The 16,823-nt window shown below is 66.0% G+C and carries 16 protein-coding genes and 1 pseudogene; 8 read left to right on the plus strand and 9 right to left on the minus strand.

Annotated features, from left to right (window positions below; genetic code table 11):
* Positions 1-183: 183 nt before the first annotated feature.
* The gene (locus ACJH6H_RS28090) at positions 184-477 is read right to left on the minus strand and encodes a transposase (RefSeq protein WP_061001527.1); all 294 of its coding nucleotides are present in this window, start codon (positions 475-477) and stop codon (positions 184-186) included.
* Positions 478-1,092: 615 nt separating this feature from the next.
* On the opposite strand from ACJH6H_RS28090, the pseudogene ACJH6H_RS28095 reads away from it, so the two are divergent.
* The 4 genes and pseudogenes from ACJH6H_RS28095 (at position 1,093) to ACJH6H_RS28110 (ending at position 4,132) form a co-directional block, all read left to right on the plus strand.
* A pseudogene (locus ACJH6H_RS28095) lies at positions 1,093-1,826 on the plus strand (mycofactocin-coupled SDR family oxidoreductase).
* Positions 1,827-2,155: 329 nt separating this feature from the next.
* Complete coding sequence (locus ACJH6H_RS28100) at positions 2,156-2,296, plus strand: hypothetical protein (protein ID WP_162563358.1); 141 nt, start codon at positions 2,156-2,158, stop codon at positions 2,294-2,296.
* Between the two features lie 52 nt (positions 2,297-2,348).
* A complete protein-coding gene (locus ACJH6H_RS28105; protein ID WP_061001210.1) occupies positions 2,349-2,978 on the plus strand; it encodes a cutinase family protein in 630 nt (209 codons plus the stop codon).
* An 11-nt stretch (positions 2,979-2,989) separates the two neighbouring features.
* The gene (locus ACJH6H_RS28110) at positions 2,990-4,132 is read left to right on the plus strand and encodes a zinc-binding dehydrogenase (RefSeq protein WP_061001209.1); all 1,143 of its coding nucleotides are present in this window, start codon (positions 2,990-2,992) and stop codon (positions 4,130-4,132) included.
* Position 4,133: 1 nt separating this feature from the next.
* Here the strand turns inward: ACJH6H_RS28110 and ACJH6H_RS28115 are convergent, their stop codons facing one another.
* The gene (locus ACJH6H_RS28115) at positions 4,134-4,514 is read right to left on the minus strand and encodes a PH domain-containing protein (RefSeq protein WP_234785455.1); all 381 of its coding nucleotides are present in this window, start codon (positions 4,512-4,514) and stop codon (positions 4,134-4,136) included.
* 346 nt (positions 4,515-4,860) lie between these two features.
* Between ACJH6H_RS28115 and ACJH6H_RS28120 the strand changes: the two genes are divergently transcribed.
* Together ACJH6H_RS28120 and ACJH6H_RS28125 are read left to right on the plus strand one after the other, a co-directional pair.
* Positions 4,861-6,126, plus strand: a complete 1,266-nt coding sequence (locus ACJH6H_RS28120) for an MCE family protein (RefSeq protein ID WP_135356302.1) — start codon at positions 4,861-4,863, stop codon at positions 6,124-6,126.
* Between the two features lie 49 nt (positions 6,127-6,175).
* A complete protein-coding gene (locus tag ACJH6H_RS28125) occupies positions 6,176-6,880 on the plus strand; it encodes a GAF and ANTAR domain-containing protein (RefSeq protein WP_406776262.1) in 705 nt (234 codons plus the stop codon).
* A gap of 22 nt (positions 6,881-6,902) precedes the next feature.
* Here the strand turns inward: ACJH6H_RS28125 and ACJH6H_RS28130 are convergent, their stop codons facing one another.
* Positions 6,903-7,649: an STAS domain-containing protein gene (locus tag ACJH6H_RS28130; protein WP_061001211.1), complete on the minus strand. Its 747-nt coding sequence runs from the start codon at positions 7,647-7,649 to the stop codon at positions 6,903-6,905.
* Positions 7,650-7,942: 293 nt separating this feature from the next.
* Between ACJH6H_RS28130 and ACJH6H_RS28135 the strand changes: the two genes are divergently transcribed.
* Complete coding sequence (locus ACJH6H_RS28135) at positions 7,943-9,367, plus strand: DUF1254 domain-containing protein (RefSeq protein WP_061001206.1); 1,425 nt, start codon at positions 7,943-7,945, stop codon at positions 9,365-9,367.
* A gap of 76 nt (positions 9,368-9,443) precedes the next feature.
* On the opposite strand, the gene ACJH6H_RS28140 is transcribed toward ACJH6H_RS28135, so the two are convergent.
* Positions 9,444-9,929, minus strand: a complete 486-nt coding sequence (locus ACJH6H_RS28140) for a hypothetical protein (protein WP_061001205.1) — start codon at positions 9,927-9,929, stop codon at positions 9,444-9,446.
* A gap of 100 nt (positions 9,930-10,029) precedes the next feature.
* On the opposite strand from ACJH6H_RS28140, the gene ACJH6H_RS28145 reads away from it, so the two are divergent.
* The gene (locus ACJH6H_RS28145; protein ID WP_406776259.1) at positions 10,030-12,240 is read left to right on the plus strand and encodes an AAA family ATPase; all 2,211 of its coding nucleotides are present in this window, start codon (positions 10,030-10,032) and stop codon (positions 12,238-12,240) included.
* Positions 12,241-12,244: 4 nt separating this feature from the next.
* On the opposite strand, the gene ACJH6H_RS28150 is transcribed toward ACJH6H_RS28145, so the two are convergent.
* From ACJH6H_RS28150 to ACJH6H_RS28170, 5 genes are all read right to left on the minus strand, one after another.
* On the minus strand, positions 12,245-13,087 hold the full coding sequence (locus tag ACJH6H_RS28150; RefSeq protein WP_064861016.1) for a bile acid:sodium symporter family protein: 843 nt from the start codon (positions 13,085-13,087) through the stop codon (positions 12,245-12,247).
* Entirely contained in the window at positions 13,084-14,088 is a 1,005-nt protein-coding gene (locus ACJH6H_RS28155; RefSeq protein WP_064861017.1) for a hypothetical protein, read from the minus strand. Before ACJH6H_RS28155 ends, ACJH6H_RS28150 begins: the two co-directional genes overlap by 4 nt.
* Positions 14,085-15,422, minus strand: a complete 1,338-nt coding sequence (locus ACJH6H_RS28160) for a peroxidase (protein WP_327168626.1) — start codon at positions 15,420-15,422, stop codon at positions 14,085-14,087. Before ACJH6H_RS28160 ends, ACJH6H_RS28155 begins: the two co-directional genes overlap by 4 nt.
* Complete coding sequence (locus tag ACJH6H_RS28165; RefSeq protein WP_064861018.1) at positions 15,419-15,988, minus strand: hypothetical protein; 570 nt, start codon at positions 15,986-15,988, stop codon at positions 15,419-15,421. The genes ACJH6H_RS28160 and ACJH6H_RS28165 overlap by 4 nt, the downstream gene beginning before the upstream one ends.
* Positions 15,989-16,069: 81 nt before the next feature.
* Entirely contained in the window at positions 16,070-16,798 is a 729-nt protein-coding gene (locus ACJH6H_RS28170; RefSeq protein WP_406776260.1) for a DUF3060 domain-containing protein, read from the minus strand.
* Positions 16,799-16,823 lie beyond the last annotated feature (25 nt).

Below are 16,823 nucleotides of genomic sequence, written 5' to 3' on the forward strand. Positions count from 1 at the left end.
CGGAGTCGGCATGAAACCCCGCAACTGCGGTGTCGAGGCGCTTACGGCGCTGCTGGGCCGGCGTAGGACCGGCAGCGCCGGCCACACGCCACTTGTAGAACCCCGACCGCGATACCACCAGCAGTCGGCACATCCGCACAATGCTGAAGTTCGCCTTCTCCGCCTCGATGATCCGGTAAGCATCTACCGGTTCTGTTCGGAGGCGAAGAAGGCTGCCGCTTTTTTTAAAAACTCACGGTCCAAACGCAATTCAGCGTTCTCCTTGCGCAGCCGCTCCAACTCGGCGCGCTCATCAACATCAAGCACCCCGCCAGTATCCCCGGCCGACTCGCGGGCCTGGCGCACCCACCGACCCAACAACTGCTCACCCAGATTCATCTCCGCGGCCACATGCGCGATCGGACGTCCCGTCTCGATCACCAGGCGGGCAGCCTGCTCCCGAAACTCCGGGGTGTACTTCTTACGCTTGCCCGCCATACGGACATCCTTCCCGCAGGACCAGCAGTCCCACCAGTTAGGTGTCCACCATCAGGGGTCAAGCCCAGTCGTTCAACAACGACCACGCCCCGGTCAGTACGGATACTCCACCTGCCCCCAAAATGAGTTGCCACAGCTCCCATCGTCCCGCGTACTGAGTGGTTTCCGCTAACGAACGGCTTCGACCCGCGACCCGAGAGGGAGTGGCGGGCCGAAAGGCCAATTGTGTGGACTCGCCCTTAGTTAGATGCTGCTGCCGTTCAATCGGCTCCACCGTTTCTCGCCAGCCCATCATCTCGGCCTCGAACGTGTCTCGAGTGGCAGGGCTCGCTGACGCGACGGTGTCACAACTCGGGCGCGGCATCGGCGAACGCGGAGAAGCATCAGCCCACGAATAATATTGCGAGACAACAGCAAGAGCAATTCAGGAAACACCCGTGAACATGTGTTGGCGGAGTTGAAATTCGCCCAGAGTCGGTTCGAGTCCGACTGGGGGCACTCGACTGTGGCCCGTGTCAGCGGTACCCGCCCGCCGGCTCTAGCAAATCCCCACCACCGCGCGTTTACTGATTCCACGGGCATTTCGGTGGCATCAGCAAGAACCGGAGGGTTGCCATGGGCCTTCTCGACGGCAGGGTTGCGTTCGTGACCGGAACTGCGCGCGGCATGGGACGTAATCACGCGATACGGCTCGCTCGTGAAGGGGCGTCGGTGAGCTGGTCGAGGCCGCGGGTGGCAAGTGCCTGATGGCGGTCGCCGACGTCCGCAACTCCGCGGCCATGGACGAGATACTCAAAGACGGCGTCGACAGGTTCGGTGGACGTCTCGACATCGTCGTCGCCAACGCCGGTATCAGCACCTGGGCGCGGTTCTGGGAGATGCCGGACGACGAGTGGCAGGCAATGATCGACGTCAACCTCACCGGGGTCTGGCGCTCGATGAAAGCGGCCGTCCCACACATGATTTCCGCGGGCAACGGTGGCTCGATCATCAACATCAGTTCGGTCGCCGGCATCAAGTCGCTGCCGGGCCAAGCGCACTACAGCGCCGCCAAGCACGGCGTGGTCGGACTGACGAAGTCGGCAGCCATCGAACTCGCCGAGTACAAGATCCGGGTCAACTCAATCCACCCGTGGGGCGTCGACACTGTGCTCGCCGCAGACCCCACCGTTGGCACGTTGCTGACCGACCACCCGAGCTACCTGATGTCATCCGGCTGCATGCTCAGCGACCCGTTTCCCGCGAGCGTCGACGACATCTCCGACGCCGTGATCTACCTGGCGTCGGATCTATCGCGCGCGGTCACGGCAACACAGTTGACGGTCGATATGGGTGCCACGAAGGTCTGATCACCCTTCGCTGGAGCGTGCCCTCTGATACTCGACTGAATATCGCTATTCGGGCCATCACACTGCCTGGTCAGGCGGACGATCGTAGAAGGCATCAACCCACCCCATTCTCAGTCGGCCAAGGCCGAGGCAGTGCCGCCCTGACGGCGCGGAGAGAAGGCACCATCATGATGTACGCAGAGTACGAAATGGCGGCGGTGTTGGTGCTACTCGTTGGTGCCGGGTGTGAGGTGATGGCGACTCGTCTGCGCCGCGCCCACCCCACTCGGCTGCCGGATCGAAAAGCGGCGCCGCCGTTATCGAAAACTCCTGGAACCCGTTCGGCACCAATGGATTATCGGACCGGCAGCGCGGCCCCGCCCAAGGGACTGCGCCTGGCCCGCGAACGCTCGCATGCCCGACGGATGGACCGTCGCCGCGTAAAGAAGGAATTCCAGGCCTGGCTGGAGATCACCTCGCAACCGCTGTAGTGACGGACCAAACCCGTTGCGAACCTGTGCCACCGACCTACGATCGGTCGGTATGACCCGCAACCTCGCGTTGATCTTCGCCTTCGCTGCCGTGGCCCCCGTCGTCTCGGCCGTCGCACCCGTCGCAACCGCCGCACCGTGCCCGGATGTCCAGGTCGTGTTCGCCCGCGGCACGACGGAGCCGCCGGGCCTGGGCAGTGTCGGCCGTCCCTTCGTCGAGGATCTGCGTGCGCGGGTGGCGCCGCGGACTGTCGAGGCGACGCCGGTCGACTACCCGGCGAGCAACGACTTCGCCGTCAGCACCCCGGCGGGCATCGACGCCGCACGGGCGGTCATCGAGTCCACCGCGGCCAGCTGCCCGAAGACCAAGATGGTGCTCGGCGGCTACTCGCAAGGGGCGGCGGTCATCGAAGGCGCCACCAACTCGGCCTCGCCACAGACTGCCAGTCGCGTCGCCGCCACCGCGTTGTTCGGGGCGCCGCGGACGGGGTTCGCGGGCATGCTTGCCGGCGGACCGCTGCCAGAGCTGGCGCCGCAGTACGTTGCCAATTCCATCGATCAATGCGCCGAGGGCGACCCGATCTGCTGGGTGGGTGGTGGCTTCGACGTCGGTGCCCACGGTTCCTATGTGCAGTCCGGAAAGGTCACACAGGCTGCCGATTTCGCGGCCAGCAAGATTTAGGGGCGCACCAAATGAGTGAATTACCCGAACAAGCCCTCGAACTGCGCTCCCTGGTCACCCCGGACGGCATGCTCGAACTCTCGCTGCAGGACGTCGACATCCCCGCCCCGGTGGCGGACGAAGTCGTCGTCCGCGTCGAGGCGTCGCCGGTCAACCCGTCGGATCTGGGTCTGCTGATCCCCGGCGCCGACATGTCGGCTGCGACGGTTACGGGCACCCCGGAGCGACCGGTTGTCACCGCGCCGCTGCCGCCCGGGGCGTTGGCTCATCTGTCCGTCCGCGTCGGTCAATCGCTTCCGGTCGGGAACGAAGGTGCCGGGACCGTCGTGGCGGCAGGGGAGTCGGACGCAGCGCAGGCGCTCCTCGGCAAGGTGGTGGGCATCGCGGGTGGCGCCATGTATTCGCAGTACCGCGTCGTCAAGTCCGTGGCCTGCCTGGTGTTGCCCGACGGGGCGACGGCGAAGGACGGGGCCTCGTCGTTCGTCAACCCGCTGACAGCGCTGGGCATGGTGGAAACCATGCGCCGCGAAGGACATTCGGCCCTGGTGCACACAGCGGCGGCGTCGAATCTGGGGCAGATGCTGGTCAAGATCTGCCTCGCGGACGGCGTGCCGCTGGTCAACATCGTCCGTAAGGCCGAGCAGGAAGAAATCCTGCGGGACTTGGGTGCCGAGTACGTATGCAACTCAGCCGCAACGACTTTCGAGCAGGATCTGTTCGAAGCGCTCAAAGCCACCTCTGCGACCCTGGCCTTCGACGCCACCGGTGGGGGCACGCTGGCCAGTCAGATCCTCAACGCCATGGAGCAGGCGGCCAATGCGACCGCGACGCAGTACTCCCGCTACGGCTCGGCCGTGCACAAGCAGGTGTACATCTACGGCAGCCTCGACACCGGCCCGACGATCCTCAACCGAAGCTTCGGTATGTCGTGGGGCATCGGCGGCTGGCTGCTCACACCGTTCCTGGCCAGTGCGGGGGCCGAGGTCATCGGTCGGCTGCGGGCGCGCGTCGCCGCAGAACTCACCACGACCTTTGCGAGCACCTACACCCAGGAAGTCTCGCTGGCCGGCCTGCTCAAGCCCGAGGCGTTCAACAGCTACCTCAAGAAGGCCACCGGCGAGAAATTCCTGGTGACTCCGCAGGCGGTGCCGTAGGTCAAAGTACGTGGTCGCCGATCAATTTTCCGATCGTCCGGATATCGACCTGACCCTTGAAATCGAGGTGCACCTTACCGAGGCCGGAGAACCACAACTCGAGCTCGGCATCGAGGTCGAATTTCCCTGCGGTTTCGATGCTCCAGGCCTGAATCTTGTTGTAGGGCAGCGATGAATAGTCGCGCTTCTTTCCCGTCAAGCCCTGTACGTTGATCGCGATCATGCGTTTGTTGGTGAAGACGACGGAATCGCGCATACCTTTGAAGGCGAGGTAGACCTGCTCGCCGTCGACAAGCATGGGGGCCAGTTCGGCTGAGGCCTGCGCGGGATCGCTGGGGCCCAACTTGATGAAGCTGCCATTTTGGAAGTCGATCATGCTCATCCCGCCCGTCGTGTTCGCCAGTGCTGTGATGCCAGGTGCGCTACTCGATGCGTGGCCCCGGCGTTTGAGGATCGTACGGGACGCTGTTCAGCAAGTTCACAGCATTTGTTCCCGTCGCTCGGGCCTGCCAGACCCGCAATTTGCTGACAGTCGTCATCACATTGGTGGCACCTACTTTGTGATGGCGAGACGATGGTCATCGGCTGGCCCTCGCGTCAATTTACGCTTTGCTAGAGGTTTGTCATTTGCGTGCCGCCAGGGTGGCGACGGTCGTACCCTGCATTTCAGTCTCGATCAAGGCCGGACAACGGCGCCCGGCCACACCTCGATTCGACGCTGGAGTGCCATGACGAAACCGCGGCCGCCACTGCAGCCGTTACCGCCCGTCGCCGCGGGCCAGGTCCATGCGCCGCTCAACAGGGATCGCACCCCGCCGTACAAGATCGCCGGCCTGATCGTGGCTCTCGTTGCCGCCGCGGGGATGACGCTCACCTGGCTCCAGTTCCGTGGCGCCTTCGACAGCAAGGCTCAGGTGTATGTGCTGGCCAGTCGGGCCGGGCTGTCGATGGACAACGGCTCGAAGGTCACCTACAACGGTGTGCCGATCGGGCGGCTCAAGGGGAGCGAGGTGGTGGCCGCCCCCGGCGAGAAGGCCCAAGCCAAATTGATTCTCGACGTCGATCCGCGCTACCTCGACGTGCTCCCGCGCAACGTGGACGTCAAGCTGCTCGCCACAACGGTTTTCGGCAACAAGTACATCTCCATGACCTCCCCGCCGAATCAGACGCCGCAGCGGCTCAAAGGCGGCGACACCGTGAACGCCGTCAGCGTCACCACGGAATTCAACACGCTGTTCGAGACCATCACGGCGATCTCCGAACAGGTCGACCCGGTGAAGCTGAACGCCACCCTGGCCGCCGCGGCGCAGGCCCTCGACGGGTTGGGCGAGAAGTTCGGTCAGTCGCTGGTGAACGGCAACGTCATCCTGGCTGACCTCAACCAGCGGATGCCGACCATCCGGCATGACAACCGTGCACTCGCCGATCTCGCCGAGGTCTACGCCAACGCGTCGCCGGATTTGTGGGACGGCCTGAAGAATGCGGTGACCACCGAGCGCACCTTGAATGATCAGCGCGACAACATCGATCAGGCGTTGATGGCGTCGGTCGGGTTCGGCAACACCGGCGGCGACATCTTCGAGCGGGGTGGCCCGTACCTGGTGCGTGGCGCGCAAGATCTGCTACCGACGTCCCAGGTGCTGGACAAGTACAGTCCCGAGATCGATTGCGGCATAAGGGCTCTGCCGCGCGCCGTGGAGGCCACGTCCTTCGCCGTCGGCGGCAACGGCTACTCGCTGATCTCACATACCGCGCTCGTCGGCTCGGCGAACCAGTACGTCTACCCCGACAACCTGCCCCGGATCAATGCCCGGGGCGGACCCATGGGGAGGCCCGGTTGCTGGACCGTCACCCGCGACATCTGGCCCATGCCGTACATGGTGATGGACACCGGTGCGTCGATCGCTCCGTACAACCACTTCGGTCTCGGATCGCCGTTCGCATCCGAGTACGTCTGGGGTCGTCAGGACGGCGAGAACACCATCAATCCGTGAGCACCCGCGGGGCCCGCCGCGGCGTACGCTTGTGCAAGAGGTGTGCGGCGTGACAGGAACGTCTTTCGGTTCCAGCAGTGGGCGCGGCCAGCGGCTTGTTGATGCCGCCGGTGGTTCAGTCGCATGTCTCGGCACCCGTGAAGCGACATTGCAGCGAATGGTCGATCACGCCGTCCGCGAGATACCCGCCGCGAAGTACGCAGGTGTGACGACCGCCGGCTTTCCCGCCCAGCTGGATACGGTTGTCATGACGCATTCGTATGCCGCCGTGATGGATGCCATTCAGCAGTACCAACATCAAGGACCGTTCCTGAGCGCGGCATGGAAGCGCGACGTCCTACGGGTGAACGATCTGGAGGCCGACGATCGCTGGCCGGCCTATCGACGAGATGTGCTCAGGTCGACGCCCATCCGCGCGGTGCTGTCCTTCCGCCTCTTCACCACGGCCCGTTCGGTCGGCGCGCTGATGGTCTACGCGGACGAACCCAACGCATTCGACCGGCACGCCGAGGAGATCGGCTATGTGGTCGCGACGCATACCGCGTTGGCGGTCGGCGGTGCGCAGCCGCGCGATCTGGTTCGGCACGTGCTGGACAACTGGGACGTCGTGGGGCGGGCGAAAGCGCTTCTGATGGAACGGTTTCAGGTCGGTGATCCAGAGGCCTTCCAGATGTTGAAACGCCTGTCGCTGAGCAGCGGCACCGCCCTGCTCAGGCTGTCGCGACGGGTGATCGACAAGGCCAGGCAGCTCTGATCGGCCTCGAGCCCTGACGGAGCTATAAGACGTTCTCATGGCCCATGACGGCCCACACGATCTTGCCCCTCGGCGTCGGGAGGTTTCCCCACACGCGAGCCAGCGCAGTCACCATTGCCAGGCCTGATAGGTGGCTGGTGCCGTAGTGAGCCTCTTCCCTGCGCTGCGCCAATGTGGCGCTGCCGTCCTCGACTGCTATCGCGACCACGCGGCCGTCGTACTCCGCCCGAAGCGTGGGCGCCGAATCCGTGTGCCGCAGTACATTTTCGACGAAGGCCGCGGCGACCGTCGCCGCGCCTGGGATGAAGGGGGCGCACGACCACCCGGACAGCCAGCCACCGATCAGCCGTTGTGCGTCGATGATGCTGCTGACGTGCGCAGGAAGTTCGGCTCGTGCCCGGCGCCGCGGTCGGGGCCACTCGTCGTCCATCGACTGCAGCGCATCCCGCATTGTGGCGAATGCCGGCACGTAGCGCGTGATACCGCCTTGGCGGATGAGCTGGCGGGCGGCATCGTTGGCGCACACCAGCAAGATCGGCACGTCGGGCCAGGTCCGCACGAGCCAACGGGCACTTGAAAACACCGACCAGGCTGACGCGTCAGGCACGTGCAACTCGTTGACATCGACGATCACCACGCGCGGTTCGTCCAGTGCGGCCTCGACCACGCTGTCGCGCAACGCCCGATATGACACCCCATCGAGTTCGCCGGTGCATCGCAACGTGTATTCGCCGCTCCGGCCGACGACAGGTGCACTGACTCGCAGCATCTCATTCATCGGATCCCCCAAGGACGCTGGGCATGTACAGGACGTCGAACGGCAGATCCCGCCATCGGACTGAGGGCTTCCGCGGTGTCGTGCGGAGGCGCGTGCAGTTGATCGTTCCATCGGGTTCCAACCGTTCTGAGCCAGGGCTTTTCAACCTCGTCAGTTGGCTACCCGATGGCGGGCAAGTGAAACAGTCGTTGACGGTGCCGTCACCTTGGCTGGATGCGTGGTAGAAACGGCTTTGCTGTGTGTCGCCTGTGGCGGCATGAACACTCGACGAGCGGGAGTTGTGCATGAAGTTCTGGGTTGCGGGATTGGCCGTCGTGCTGATGGGCGCGATGACCGGCTGCGGAAAGGGGACGGAATCACCCGGCGCCAGCTCGTCGACTCCTACCGCCGCCGGCCAGGACGACGTCCGCGCGATCGCGAAAGACGCCTACATCTACGGCTTTCCGATGGTGGACTCCTACCGCATCCAGTACGCCTACTTCGTCGACAAGGCCAACCCGCAGTACAAGGGCGAGTGGAACAGGCCCCACAGCATCGCCCGGGTGTTCACGCCCGAGGACACCGCGATTCAGACGCCCAACTCGGACACCCCGTACACGATGCTCGGGGCCGACCTGCGCGCCGAACCGCTGGTCCTGACGGTGCCGCCGATCGAGGCCAACCGCTACTTCTCGCTGCAGTTCATCGACGGCTACACCTACAACTTCGCCTATGTCGGCAGCCGGGCCACCGGTAACGGTGGCGGGAAATACCTTCTGGCAGGTCCGGATTGGCAGGGCGAGAAGCCCGCCGGCATCAACGAGGTGATCCGCTCGGACACCCAGTTCGCACAGGTCATCTACCGCACCCAGCTGTTCGACCCGGCAGACCTGGACAACGTCAAGAAGATTCAGGCCGGCTACACCGTCGAGCCGCTGTCGGCCTTCGAGCACCAGCCCGCAAAGGCCGCGCCGCCAGTCGATTTTGCCGTGCCACTCTCGGCCGAGGACGAGAAGACCTCGCCCAAGTTCTTCGAGACCCTCAACTTCGTGCTGAAGTACGCGCCGGTGCTGCCGGGCGAGCAGGACGTGCGTGCGCGTTTCGCCAAGATCGGCATCGGCCCCGACGGTGACTTCAATGCCGACAAGTTGAGCAAGGAGAAGCTGGAGGCGGTCAAGGCCGGTATCGCCGACGCATGGGCCGAAACCGATGCCTTCAAGAAGGACAAGCTCGCCACCGGACAGGTGACGTCGGCTCAGCTGTTCGGCACGCGTGAATTCCTCAACGGCAATTACCTGTACCGGATGGCCGCCGCGGTGCTCGGCATCTACGGCAACACGGCCGCCGAGGCCATCTACCCGGTGGTGTCGGTCGATTCGACCGGCGCCCCACTGACCGGTGCCGACAAGTACACGCTGCGCTTCGCGCCAGGGCAGCTGCCGCCGGTGAACTCGTTCTGGTCGCTGACGATGTACAAGATGCCGCAGAGCCTGCTGGTGGCCAACCCGATCAACCGCTACCTGATCAACTCGCCGATGCTGCCCAACCTGATCAAGGATGCCGACGGCGGCATCACGATCTACGTACAGAACCAGTCGCCAGGAGCGGACAAGGAAGCCAACTGGCTGCCGGCCCCCGAGGGTCCGTTCCAGATGATCATGCGGCTGTACTGGCCCAAGGAGGAAGCTCTCACCGGCACCTGGCAGGCGCCGAAGGCCGTCAAGAGCTAGTTCGATCGCGACGAGAGTGGGCGATATGGCCGAAAAATCGGTCAAAGCCTGGTCGTAGGCCCCACTCTCGGCGCGGTCAGCGCTTGCGGCTGCAGTTCGGCTGGGCCGGCTTGGCCGGCCATGCGCACACGTTGAGGTACGTCTCGGTGCCCATCCCGCCGCCGTCGAAGACGCCGTAGCTGTCGCCGTGCGTGCCGGTGTAGGTGGCACCGCCGCCGCCTCCCGGCCCGCCGTCGGACGACACGATGGTGGTGACGGCCCAGCCCTTGCCTTCGAGCGCGGTCTTGTACGCCGTGACGACCTCAGTGGGGGCGCCCGTCACCTTGAAGCTGAGATGAATCCCGTTGTCCGCGATCGAGTCTGGGCCCCAGGTCTGGGCGGTACCGCCGGGTGTCGGGACCAGCGCCTGCAGTTCGGCGGGACTGGCCGGCGCTGCGGCCGAGGTGCTGGTCGCCGTTGAGCTCGATGAGCCGTTGGCGCCGGAGTCGGCCTTGCCGCCACAGCCCGCCACGAGGCCGAGCACTGCTGCCGTGGCCGCCACGGCGCGGATTGTGTTGCCCATGGTCGCTCCCATCCTCGAGCGCACCGTATCAACGTATTCGACGCTATGGTCAAAAATGGCGTGGTTGGGTGGACGCGGGAGACGCACCTACGATGCCAAGGTGGCAGGGGAAGGCTGGGTAGCGCACGTCCCGACGGCCACCTACGGCCCGCCCCGGCTCGGCGGCGGCGTCATCGCGCGGCCGGCGATCACCGGATTGCTGTCCGATTCGGGCGCCGAACTGGTGGTGGTCACCGCGCCCGCGGGATACGGCAAGACGACGGCGGTGGCGCTCTGGGACCAGTCGGACGGCCGGCCTTTCGCCTGGGTGCGGCTCGATCATCTCGACAACGACCCCGCCCATCTGTTGCTGCACCTGATGACGGCGGTGGACCAGGTGGCCGCGGTCGATGCCGCGACGTTTCAGTACCTCCGCGGCGCCGGCCGGGCCGTGGAAACCCAATTGGTTCCCGCGGCCATCGCGGCGCTGGAGTCGGCCGGGCCGATTGTCTTGGTGCTGGACGATATTCATGAGCTGACGCACGAAGCGGCGCTGTCGACCTTGCGTGCCCTGGTCCAATTGGCGCCGCGGTCCACGACGCTGACGCTGATCGGCCGCACCGCACCGCCACTCGATCTGGCGCGCCGCCGGCTGCAGGGCGGCGTGCTCGAGATCGGCACCGACGAGCTGAAACTTTCTGCGGCAGAGGCAGAATCGGCGCTCGACGCGGTCGGCGGACCGGTCGGCCCGACGGCGGCGCTGGTGGTCGACCGGTGCGAGGGCTGGGCTGCCGGTGTGGTGATGGCGGCCATGGCGTTGCGTGACGGTTCATCGGTGGAGGCGATCACCGGACGTCACCGCCTGGTGGCGGACTATCTGGTCGAAGAGGTACTGGGCCGGCTGGACCCGTCCGTCGAGGCATTCCTCGTGGAATCCGCGGTGCTCGACCACTTCACCGCCGACGATCTGAACAGCGTTCTGCAGCGGGATGATTCGGCGCACATGCTGAGCACGATCAGCGCCTCCGGTAACCTGTTCCTGGTCTCGCTCGACGCGCAGGGCATCGAATACCGGTACCACCGGCTGTTCGCCGACCTGCTCCGTGCGCGGCTGCGCAATCGCGATCCGGAACGGTTCCGCGCCCTCGCGTCCCGGGCGGCTGAGCATCTCGAGCGGACCGGCGACATCGATGGGGCCCTTGTGCAGGCGCTGGCGGCCGCTGACCCGGCACATGCCGCGGCGCTCGTGGAACGCGATGCCGTGCGTCTCGGATTCGACGGCCGCGCAGGCATCTTGGAGCGCCGCCTGAGCCTGCTCGACGAGCGCGTGTTCGCGGATCACCCGGACGCCGCGATCGCCCGGGCCTGGTTTGGGCTGACGCTGGGGGACGCCGACCTGGTCCAGCGCTCCCTGTTGCTGGCCGCTGCCGCGGACCGGGGTGCGGGCCTGGCGGACGGTGCTCCGTCGGTGAAAGTTGCGGCCGCTCTGGTCGGTTCGCTCGTCGGCATCGGCGGGGTGCTGGAGGTGGTCCGGCATGCCGACACGGTCTGCGCCGCCGGCGACCACCTCGTCAACCCGTGGTGGGGCGCGGCCGCCTCCGTCAAAGGCGGAGCGCTGTCGATGGCCGGCGACCCCGAAAATGCCAGGGCGACAATGGAATCGTCGCTCCCGGTCCTCGACGATCTGCCCGGGTTCCGGGCTGTGGCGCTGGCACATCTGGCCCTGCTGGACCTCGACGACGGCGCCGTTGCATCCGCGGCGCAGCGCAGCGCGCAGGCGCGCGGCATTGTGGACGCCCGCGACCTGTGCGATCTGGTGCCCGTGGTGTTGGTCTACGCGGTGGACGGATTGGTGCGCGGCCACCGTGGGGATGTGGCGGGGGCGCGAGAGGCAGTGCGGGGCGCTGAACGGCTGCTGGACCGGCTGGGGGACCTGGCGGCGCGCACCGCGGCGCTGGGACATGCGCTGGCCGCGGCCACCGCCCTCGAGATCGACGACCCGGAACTGTGCCGGCGCCACCTCGAAGCGGGTCTGCTGGCCGCGCGGCGGGAACCTGACGCGGCTGCGGTGCACCAGCGGCTGGCGCGAGTTCGGCAATTGCTTGCGGCACATGCGCAGCACGGGCCGCGGTCAGCACTGACCGCGGCCGAGCTGCGTCTGCTCCCGCATCTGGCGACGCACCTGTCCCTGCAGAAGATCGCCGCTGAACTGCACCTCGGGCGGGAGACCGTGAAGAGCCAAGCCAAGGCGATCTACCGCAAGTTGTCGGTGTCGTCGCGCGCCGAAGCTGTGGCCGAGGCGACGCGCCTCGGCCTGCTGGATCAGTCCTGACCCGTCAGGCCTTGCGGGCCAGGAACCGCGAGAACGGGATCAACATCGAGAACTCCGCGATGAGCACGACGGTGATCATCACCGTGACGCGCGGGTCGCTGAAGTTCTGGCCGGCCACCACGAAGGCGGCTGCCGCGTTGCGCTGCGCGGTGCCCAGCGCCAGGACAGGCCGGGCCACGGTACTGAAAAATACCAAACCCCAACCGATTCCGGCGCAGATGGCGGTGTAGACGACGGCGGCCAGCAGTCCCCGGGTGCCGTAGATCGACAGCACCTCCCGGAAGTTCGCGACGATGGTCAGCACGACCACCAGGACCATGCCGATGGTGCTTATCAGCCCGACCGCGGGCCGGATGCGCGCGGCTGTGTCCGCGGACCGCTGTCGCCAGAACAGCCCGATCGCCAAGGGGATCAGCATGAGGATCACAAGCGAAGACGCGATAGCGAGCGGATCGACCGACGATCCCTTGAGGAAGATCGGCAGGACGATCGGCACGTACACCACGGTGGTGATCATCAGCAGGACCATCAGGCCCACCGTCAAAGCCGTGTCGGCCTTGGCGAATTCGGCGAGCTTGATCAGGAACGGGGCGCCCGCGGCCAGCCCGCACAGCAGCAGACCCACTCCCAGGGCCTCGTCGAGATCGAAGAGGTGCCAGAGCCCGAGTGCAACCAACGGCGCGGCAACGAAATTGGCCACCAGGGTCAGGCTCACCACCCGAACGTCCTTGAGCGGAGCCAGGATCTGGGCCGGAGTCAGACTCAGTCCGACGCCCAGAGTGCTGGCCACCACGAAGATGACGACCGCGATGTTGGAACCGCGAACCGCCAGCTCGGTTACCGTCACATCGTCACCAGGTTGCGCCAGAACGACTTCAAGCTCTCGCTGGCGCCGAACAGCGTCGTGAAATGTGTCGAGTCGACCAGCACGATGTCGCCGGCACGGTCCCCGGTCGGCGGCATGTGGATCAGCGCGTTGAACTCGGTGTTGCCTGCCAGCGTGAAGGGGTGTGGCCGGGTCTGGTCGATCAGCTGCCGGCCCAGCACCCGCAACTCCGGGCTCTCGGGGGCGGTCAACTGGTAGTGCGGCAGGTGCGGGTGCAGGGCCAGCGTCGTGACGTCACGCAGCAGGCCGGCAGAGTCCAGGTCGCGGAAAGCGGTAAGGGGCACAATCTGTTTGGTGCCCTCGACCGTCGCGGGTCGCAGACCCCACGTGTTGTGCACCGGGATGTTCAGCCCCGTCAGCAGCGACCGCGCGAATCCGCTGAAGTTCTGTACGCGCGGCGTCAGCGGGTCGCCGTGGTGCAGGTACTCCATCTGCTGCTGCTCTTTGTCGTCGGTGAAGCCGACGTCGTGGTGCGGGGCCAGCATCAGGCAGGTGCCCTCGCGCTTCAGCCACTGCTGGATAGCGGCGACCTCCTCCGGCGTGGCTTCCTCGTCGCCGAGCAGGTGGTCCAACCCGAAGATCATCAGGGTATCGGTGTCGTTCAGGATGCGTTCGTCGATCGGCAGCCGGTAACCGGCCTGATCGACCCGCTGGAACACCGCCACCGGGTGCCCTGTCGCTTCACCGGCGACGTCCTGGAAGGACAACGAGGAGCGGTGGAACAGCTCCAGCGTGCCGTCGACGCCCTGCAGGAACTCCCGCGCGCTGTATTCGACACCTTCGTACGCCGGCCACGTCGCCGCGCGCACCTCGGTCATGGTGGAGAACCGGTTGTACAGCAGCGCCGGGTCGCGCTGGGCCTCCCACGGGTAGCTCCACGACCAGTAGATGCTGACACGCCGGTTGCCGTTGTGGGGACGGGTGATGTGGGCCTGGTTGTAGGTGCGGGCGTACGAACTCATGATGCTCCTTGGTGTCCGAGTGTGGAGAGGTAGCGCAGTGCGGTCAGGCCGGGTAGGAAGAAGTATGCCCCGCCGCGCAGCGTGGTGAATGCCGGTAACCCCTTGTGCACCTGGCGGATCGGCCGTTTGGGGATCGTGAAGTCCAGCGTGCCGTCCTGGGTGCCGCAGATGGGGTCGTGTTCGTTGCCGAGCTCCTGGAACGCGGTGTCGTTGATCCAGACGTTCTGGGCGAACTCGAACTGCCGCACCAGGCTGGCGCAGATCAGGAACATCCCGACGCCCCGTTCGACACCGTCGTCGCGGGCGCCCTCGGGAAGCGCCGGCCCGTAGGTGCCGCTGCGCCGGATCATCCTGCGCCGATTGGGATTCGGCTCGGTATCGCGCGGGTTGAGCCGACGTGCGTGCGAGCCGACCGGACACCTGTAGCCGTGCGGATCCATCGTGGCGTAGTCGAAGTCGTTGTTGCGCATCGGATCCGCGCCGAGCTCGGGATCGTCGTGTTCGGGCGCCAGCACCAAGGGTGCGCCGCTGCGCCACCGGCCCATGAACTTGGCAGCCAGCAGCTCCTCGCCCTCGGCGCCGTCGGCGTGCTGCTTCAGGTAGTCGCGGAAAGTTCCGACATGCTCCTCCAGCCTGCGGTACGCCATGAAGCTGCCATTGCGTGAAAGCACCTCGAGTGCAGGCTGATTCGAGAGCAGACCCTCCTCGTCCGGATAGCCGAGGAGGAATTCCCCCGGAGCCAGCGCCCCGCCGGCGCCGGGGATCAGCGTCTCGCCGGAACCGGCCATCTGCGGCTGCGACACCGGATCGCGGTATCCGAAGTGGTCGTGGTCGTACTCGAACGGTGCGGTTGCCGCCAGATCGAGATGCGACAGCGACCGCACGCCGGGGCAGCGGGCCAACAGTGCGTCGTGCTCGCCGACGCAGCGCACCCGTTCGTCGTCGTCCCTCGCGAACAGGATGACGATGGCGTGCAGATCGTCGCCCGCGAGCCCGCCCAACCAGTGCTCCGGTGCGGCCGCGCCGGTATCGCCGAGGATGTCGGCGCGGGCGGCCATGCCTTCACGGAACTCGGCGGGGAAGGTCGCCAGCGTCCGCTCGTCAAGTCCCAACGCGCGCAAGCCGTTCCAGGTGAACGCCAAATTCACCCACCGCTTGAAGATGTTGACGGTCTTGCGCACATCGGTCGCCGACTGCACGAGCGGGACCATCTCGGCCAACCAGGCCTGACCCGCTTCGGGGCTGTCGAACGACAGGAACTCGTACCGACCGGTGAGGTGGGGCGTCCCGGTCAGCATGATGTGCTGGATATCGTCGAACTCGAGTGCTGTCACTGCATCTGGTCCAACATGTCGGAGAACGCGGCCTTGAGCCGCAGGGCCTTCTTGATCTCCGTAGCCGTCACATAGGGGTACTCGCCGTACTCCAGGAAGCTCGGCACCTGGTGTTCACGGACGAACTCGATGAAGGCGTTCGGATTCGTCTTCCAGTCGTCCGGGAAGCCCTCGAGATGCGTGAATGCCGTCGTGATGCCCGACGAGCTGAAGATTTTGACGGCGTCCTCGGTGTACTTGTCGAAGTCGGTGTCGAAGATGCCCTGGTACTGGAAGTGCAAGCCGGAGCCGACGTCGAACAGGTTCCACCGCAGGTAGTGCAGCTGGAGCGGGGCCAGGACATCGGGCTGCGCGGCGACGGCGGCCTCGATGATCTTTCCGTGTTCACGGATGGCCTCTTCGTGCTCCGGGCCTTCCTTCACCTTGGCGATGATGTTGAAGCCGTAGCACGCCGGGGTGCGCGGGAAGACCGGGCCGTACCGGCCTCGGGTCAGCTCGAAGTAGCCCTCCTTCGGGATGGCGAGAGCTGCGGGTCGGGTCCAATCGTCATTTCCGTTGTGCGCCATGGCAACGAGATTATGGACGCCGCGCACTCCCGTCGTCCCCCGATTCGGGGGAAATTGACGCGCGGACGGTCGCGTGGCCGTTCAGCCGCGGCTGACGGTGTTCGACCGGCCCGGATCGGGAATCTCCGGCGTTCCCGAGTGGTAGGTGATGTGGTTGTCCATGCCCGACGTGACGATCTTGTCGGCGGCGTCGACGGTCACGGTGTTCTCTATGCCGGAGACCTCGACGGTCGAGCAGTGCCCGGTGATGGTGACGCTGTTGGACACCCCGCTGATGGTGATCTTGCGGTCGTTGCACGCCACGGTGCGGTGGCCGCGCACCCCCGCGACCTGAATGGGCCGGTTGGGATCGTCGGACTGCGGCGGCAATTCGACGAGACCGGGGCCCGACATCACCGTGGTGCCGTTGACGACCACCGACGATTCGTCGCCCGGTTGCGGCGGGGTCGGGACGGCGACCGAGATGCTGGGCTGGCGGCCAGGGGAAGGTGGGAGAAACGTCGTGTGTTTCTTGCCGGTCAAGTTGGTGACGAAGATGATCGCGGCCACCACTGGGCCGACGATGACGGCGAGGACGACGACGCCCAGGATCATGCGGCGTGCCGCGGTGCTCGGCACGCCCGGCGGCAACGGTTGCGGCGGCCAGGTCGTTTGGGGCTGGCGGTACTGGGCGGGGTACGAACTGCTTGCCACCGGTGTGGGCGGGTGCCACTGCTGGCCGGGCTCGGTCAACTCCGACGCCCGGGGCCGGTCGTTCATCGCGCGCTCGAGCTCGCGGATGCGGGCTTCTGGATCGTCGTCGCGACTCATGATCCGATGCTGTCACACCCGGCGA

It is taken from the genome of Mycobacterium sp. SMC-21 (genome assembly GCF_045310825.1).
In the GTDB taxonomy this organism is placed as follows: domain Bacteria; phylum Actinomycetota; class Actinomycetes; order Mycobacteriales; family Mycobacteriaceae; genus Mycobacterium.

Bases quoted from the DNA above. Each gene is read 5' to 3' on its own strand.
- ACJH6H_RS28090 (WP_061001527.1), bottom strand. From the start codon at position 477: ATGGCGGGCAAGCGTAAGAAGTACACCCCGGAGTTTCGGGAGCAGGCT.
- ACJH6H_RS28100 (WP_162563358.1), top strand. From the start codon at position 2,156: ATGGATTATCGGACCGGCAGCGCGGCCCCGCCCAAGGGACTGCGCCTG.
- ACJH6H_RS28105 (WP_061001210.1), top strand. From the start codon at position 2,349: ATGACCCGCAACCTCGCGTTGATCTTCGCCTTCGCTGCCGTGGCCCCC.
- ACJH6H_RS28110 (WP_061001209.1), top strand. From the start codon at position 2,990: ATGAGTGAATTACCCGAACAAGCCCTCGAACTGCGCTCCCTGGTCACC.
- ACJH6H_RS28115 (WP_234785455.1), bottom strand. From the start codon at position 4,514: ATGAGCATGATCGACTTCCAAAATGGCAGCTTCATCAAGTTGGGCCCC.
- ACJH6H_RS28120 (WP_135356302.1), top strand. From the start codon at position 4,861: ATGACGAAACCGCGGCCGCCACTGCAGCCGTTACCGCCCGTCGCCGCG.
- ACJH6H_RS28130 (WP_061001211.1), bottom strand. From the start codon at position 7,649: ATGCTGCGAGTCAGTGCACCTGTCGTCGGCCGGAGCGGCGAATACACG.
- ACJH6H_RS28135 (WP_061001206.1), top strand. From the start codon at position 7,943: ATGAAGTTCTGGGTTGCGGGATTGGCCGTCGTGCTGATGGGCGCGATG.
- ACJH6H_RS28140 (WP_061001205.1), bottom strand. From the start codon at position 9,929: ATGGGCAACACAATCCGCGCCGTGGCGGCCACGGCAGCAGTGCTCGGC.
- ACJH6H_RS28155 (WP_064861017.1), bottom strand. From the start codon at position 14,088: ATGAGTTCGTACGCCCGCACCTACAACCAGGCCCACATCACCCGTCCC.
- ACJH6H_RS28165 (WP_064861018.1), bottom strand. From the start codon at position 15,988: ATGGCGCACAACGGAAATGACGATTGGACCCGACCCGCAGCTCTCGCC.
- ACJH6H_RS28170 (WP_406776260.1), bottom strand. From the start codon at position 16,798: ATGAGTCGCGACGACGATCCAGAAGCCCGCATCCGCGAGCTCGAGCGC.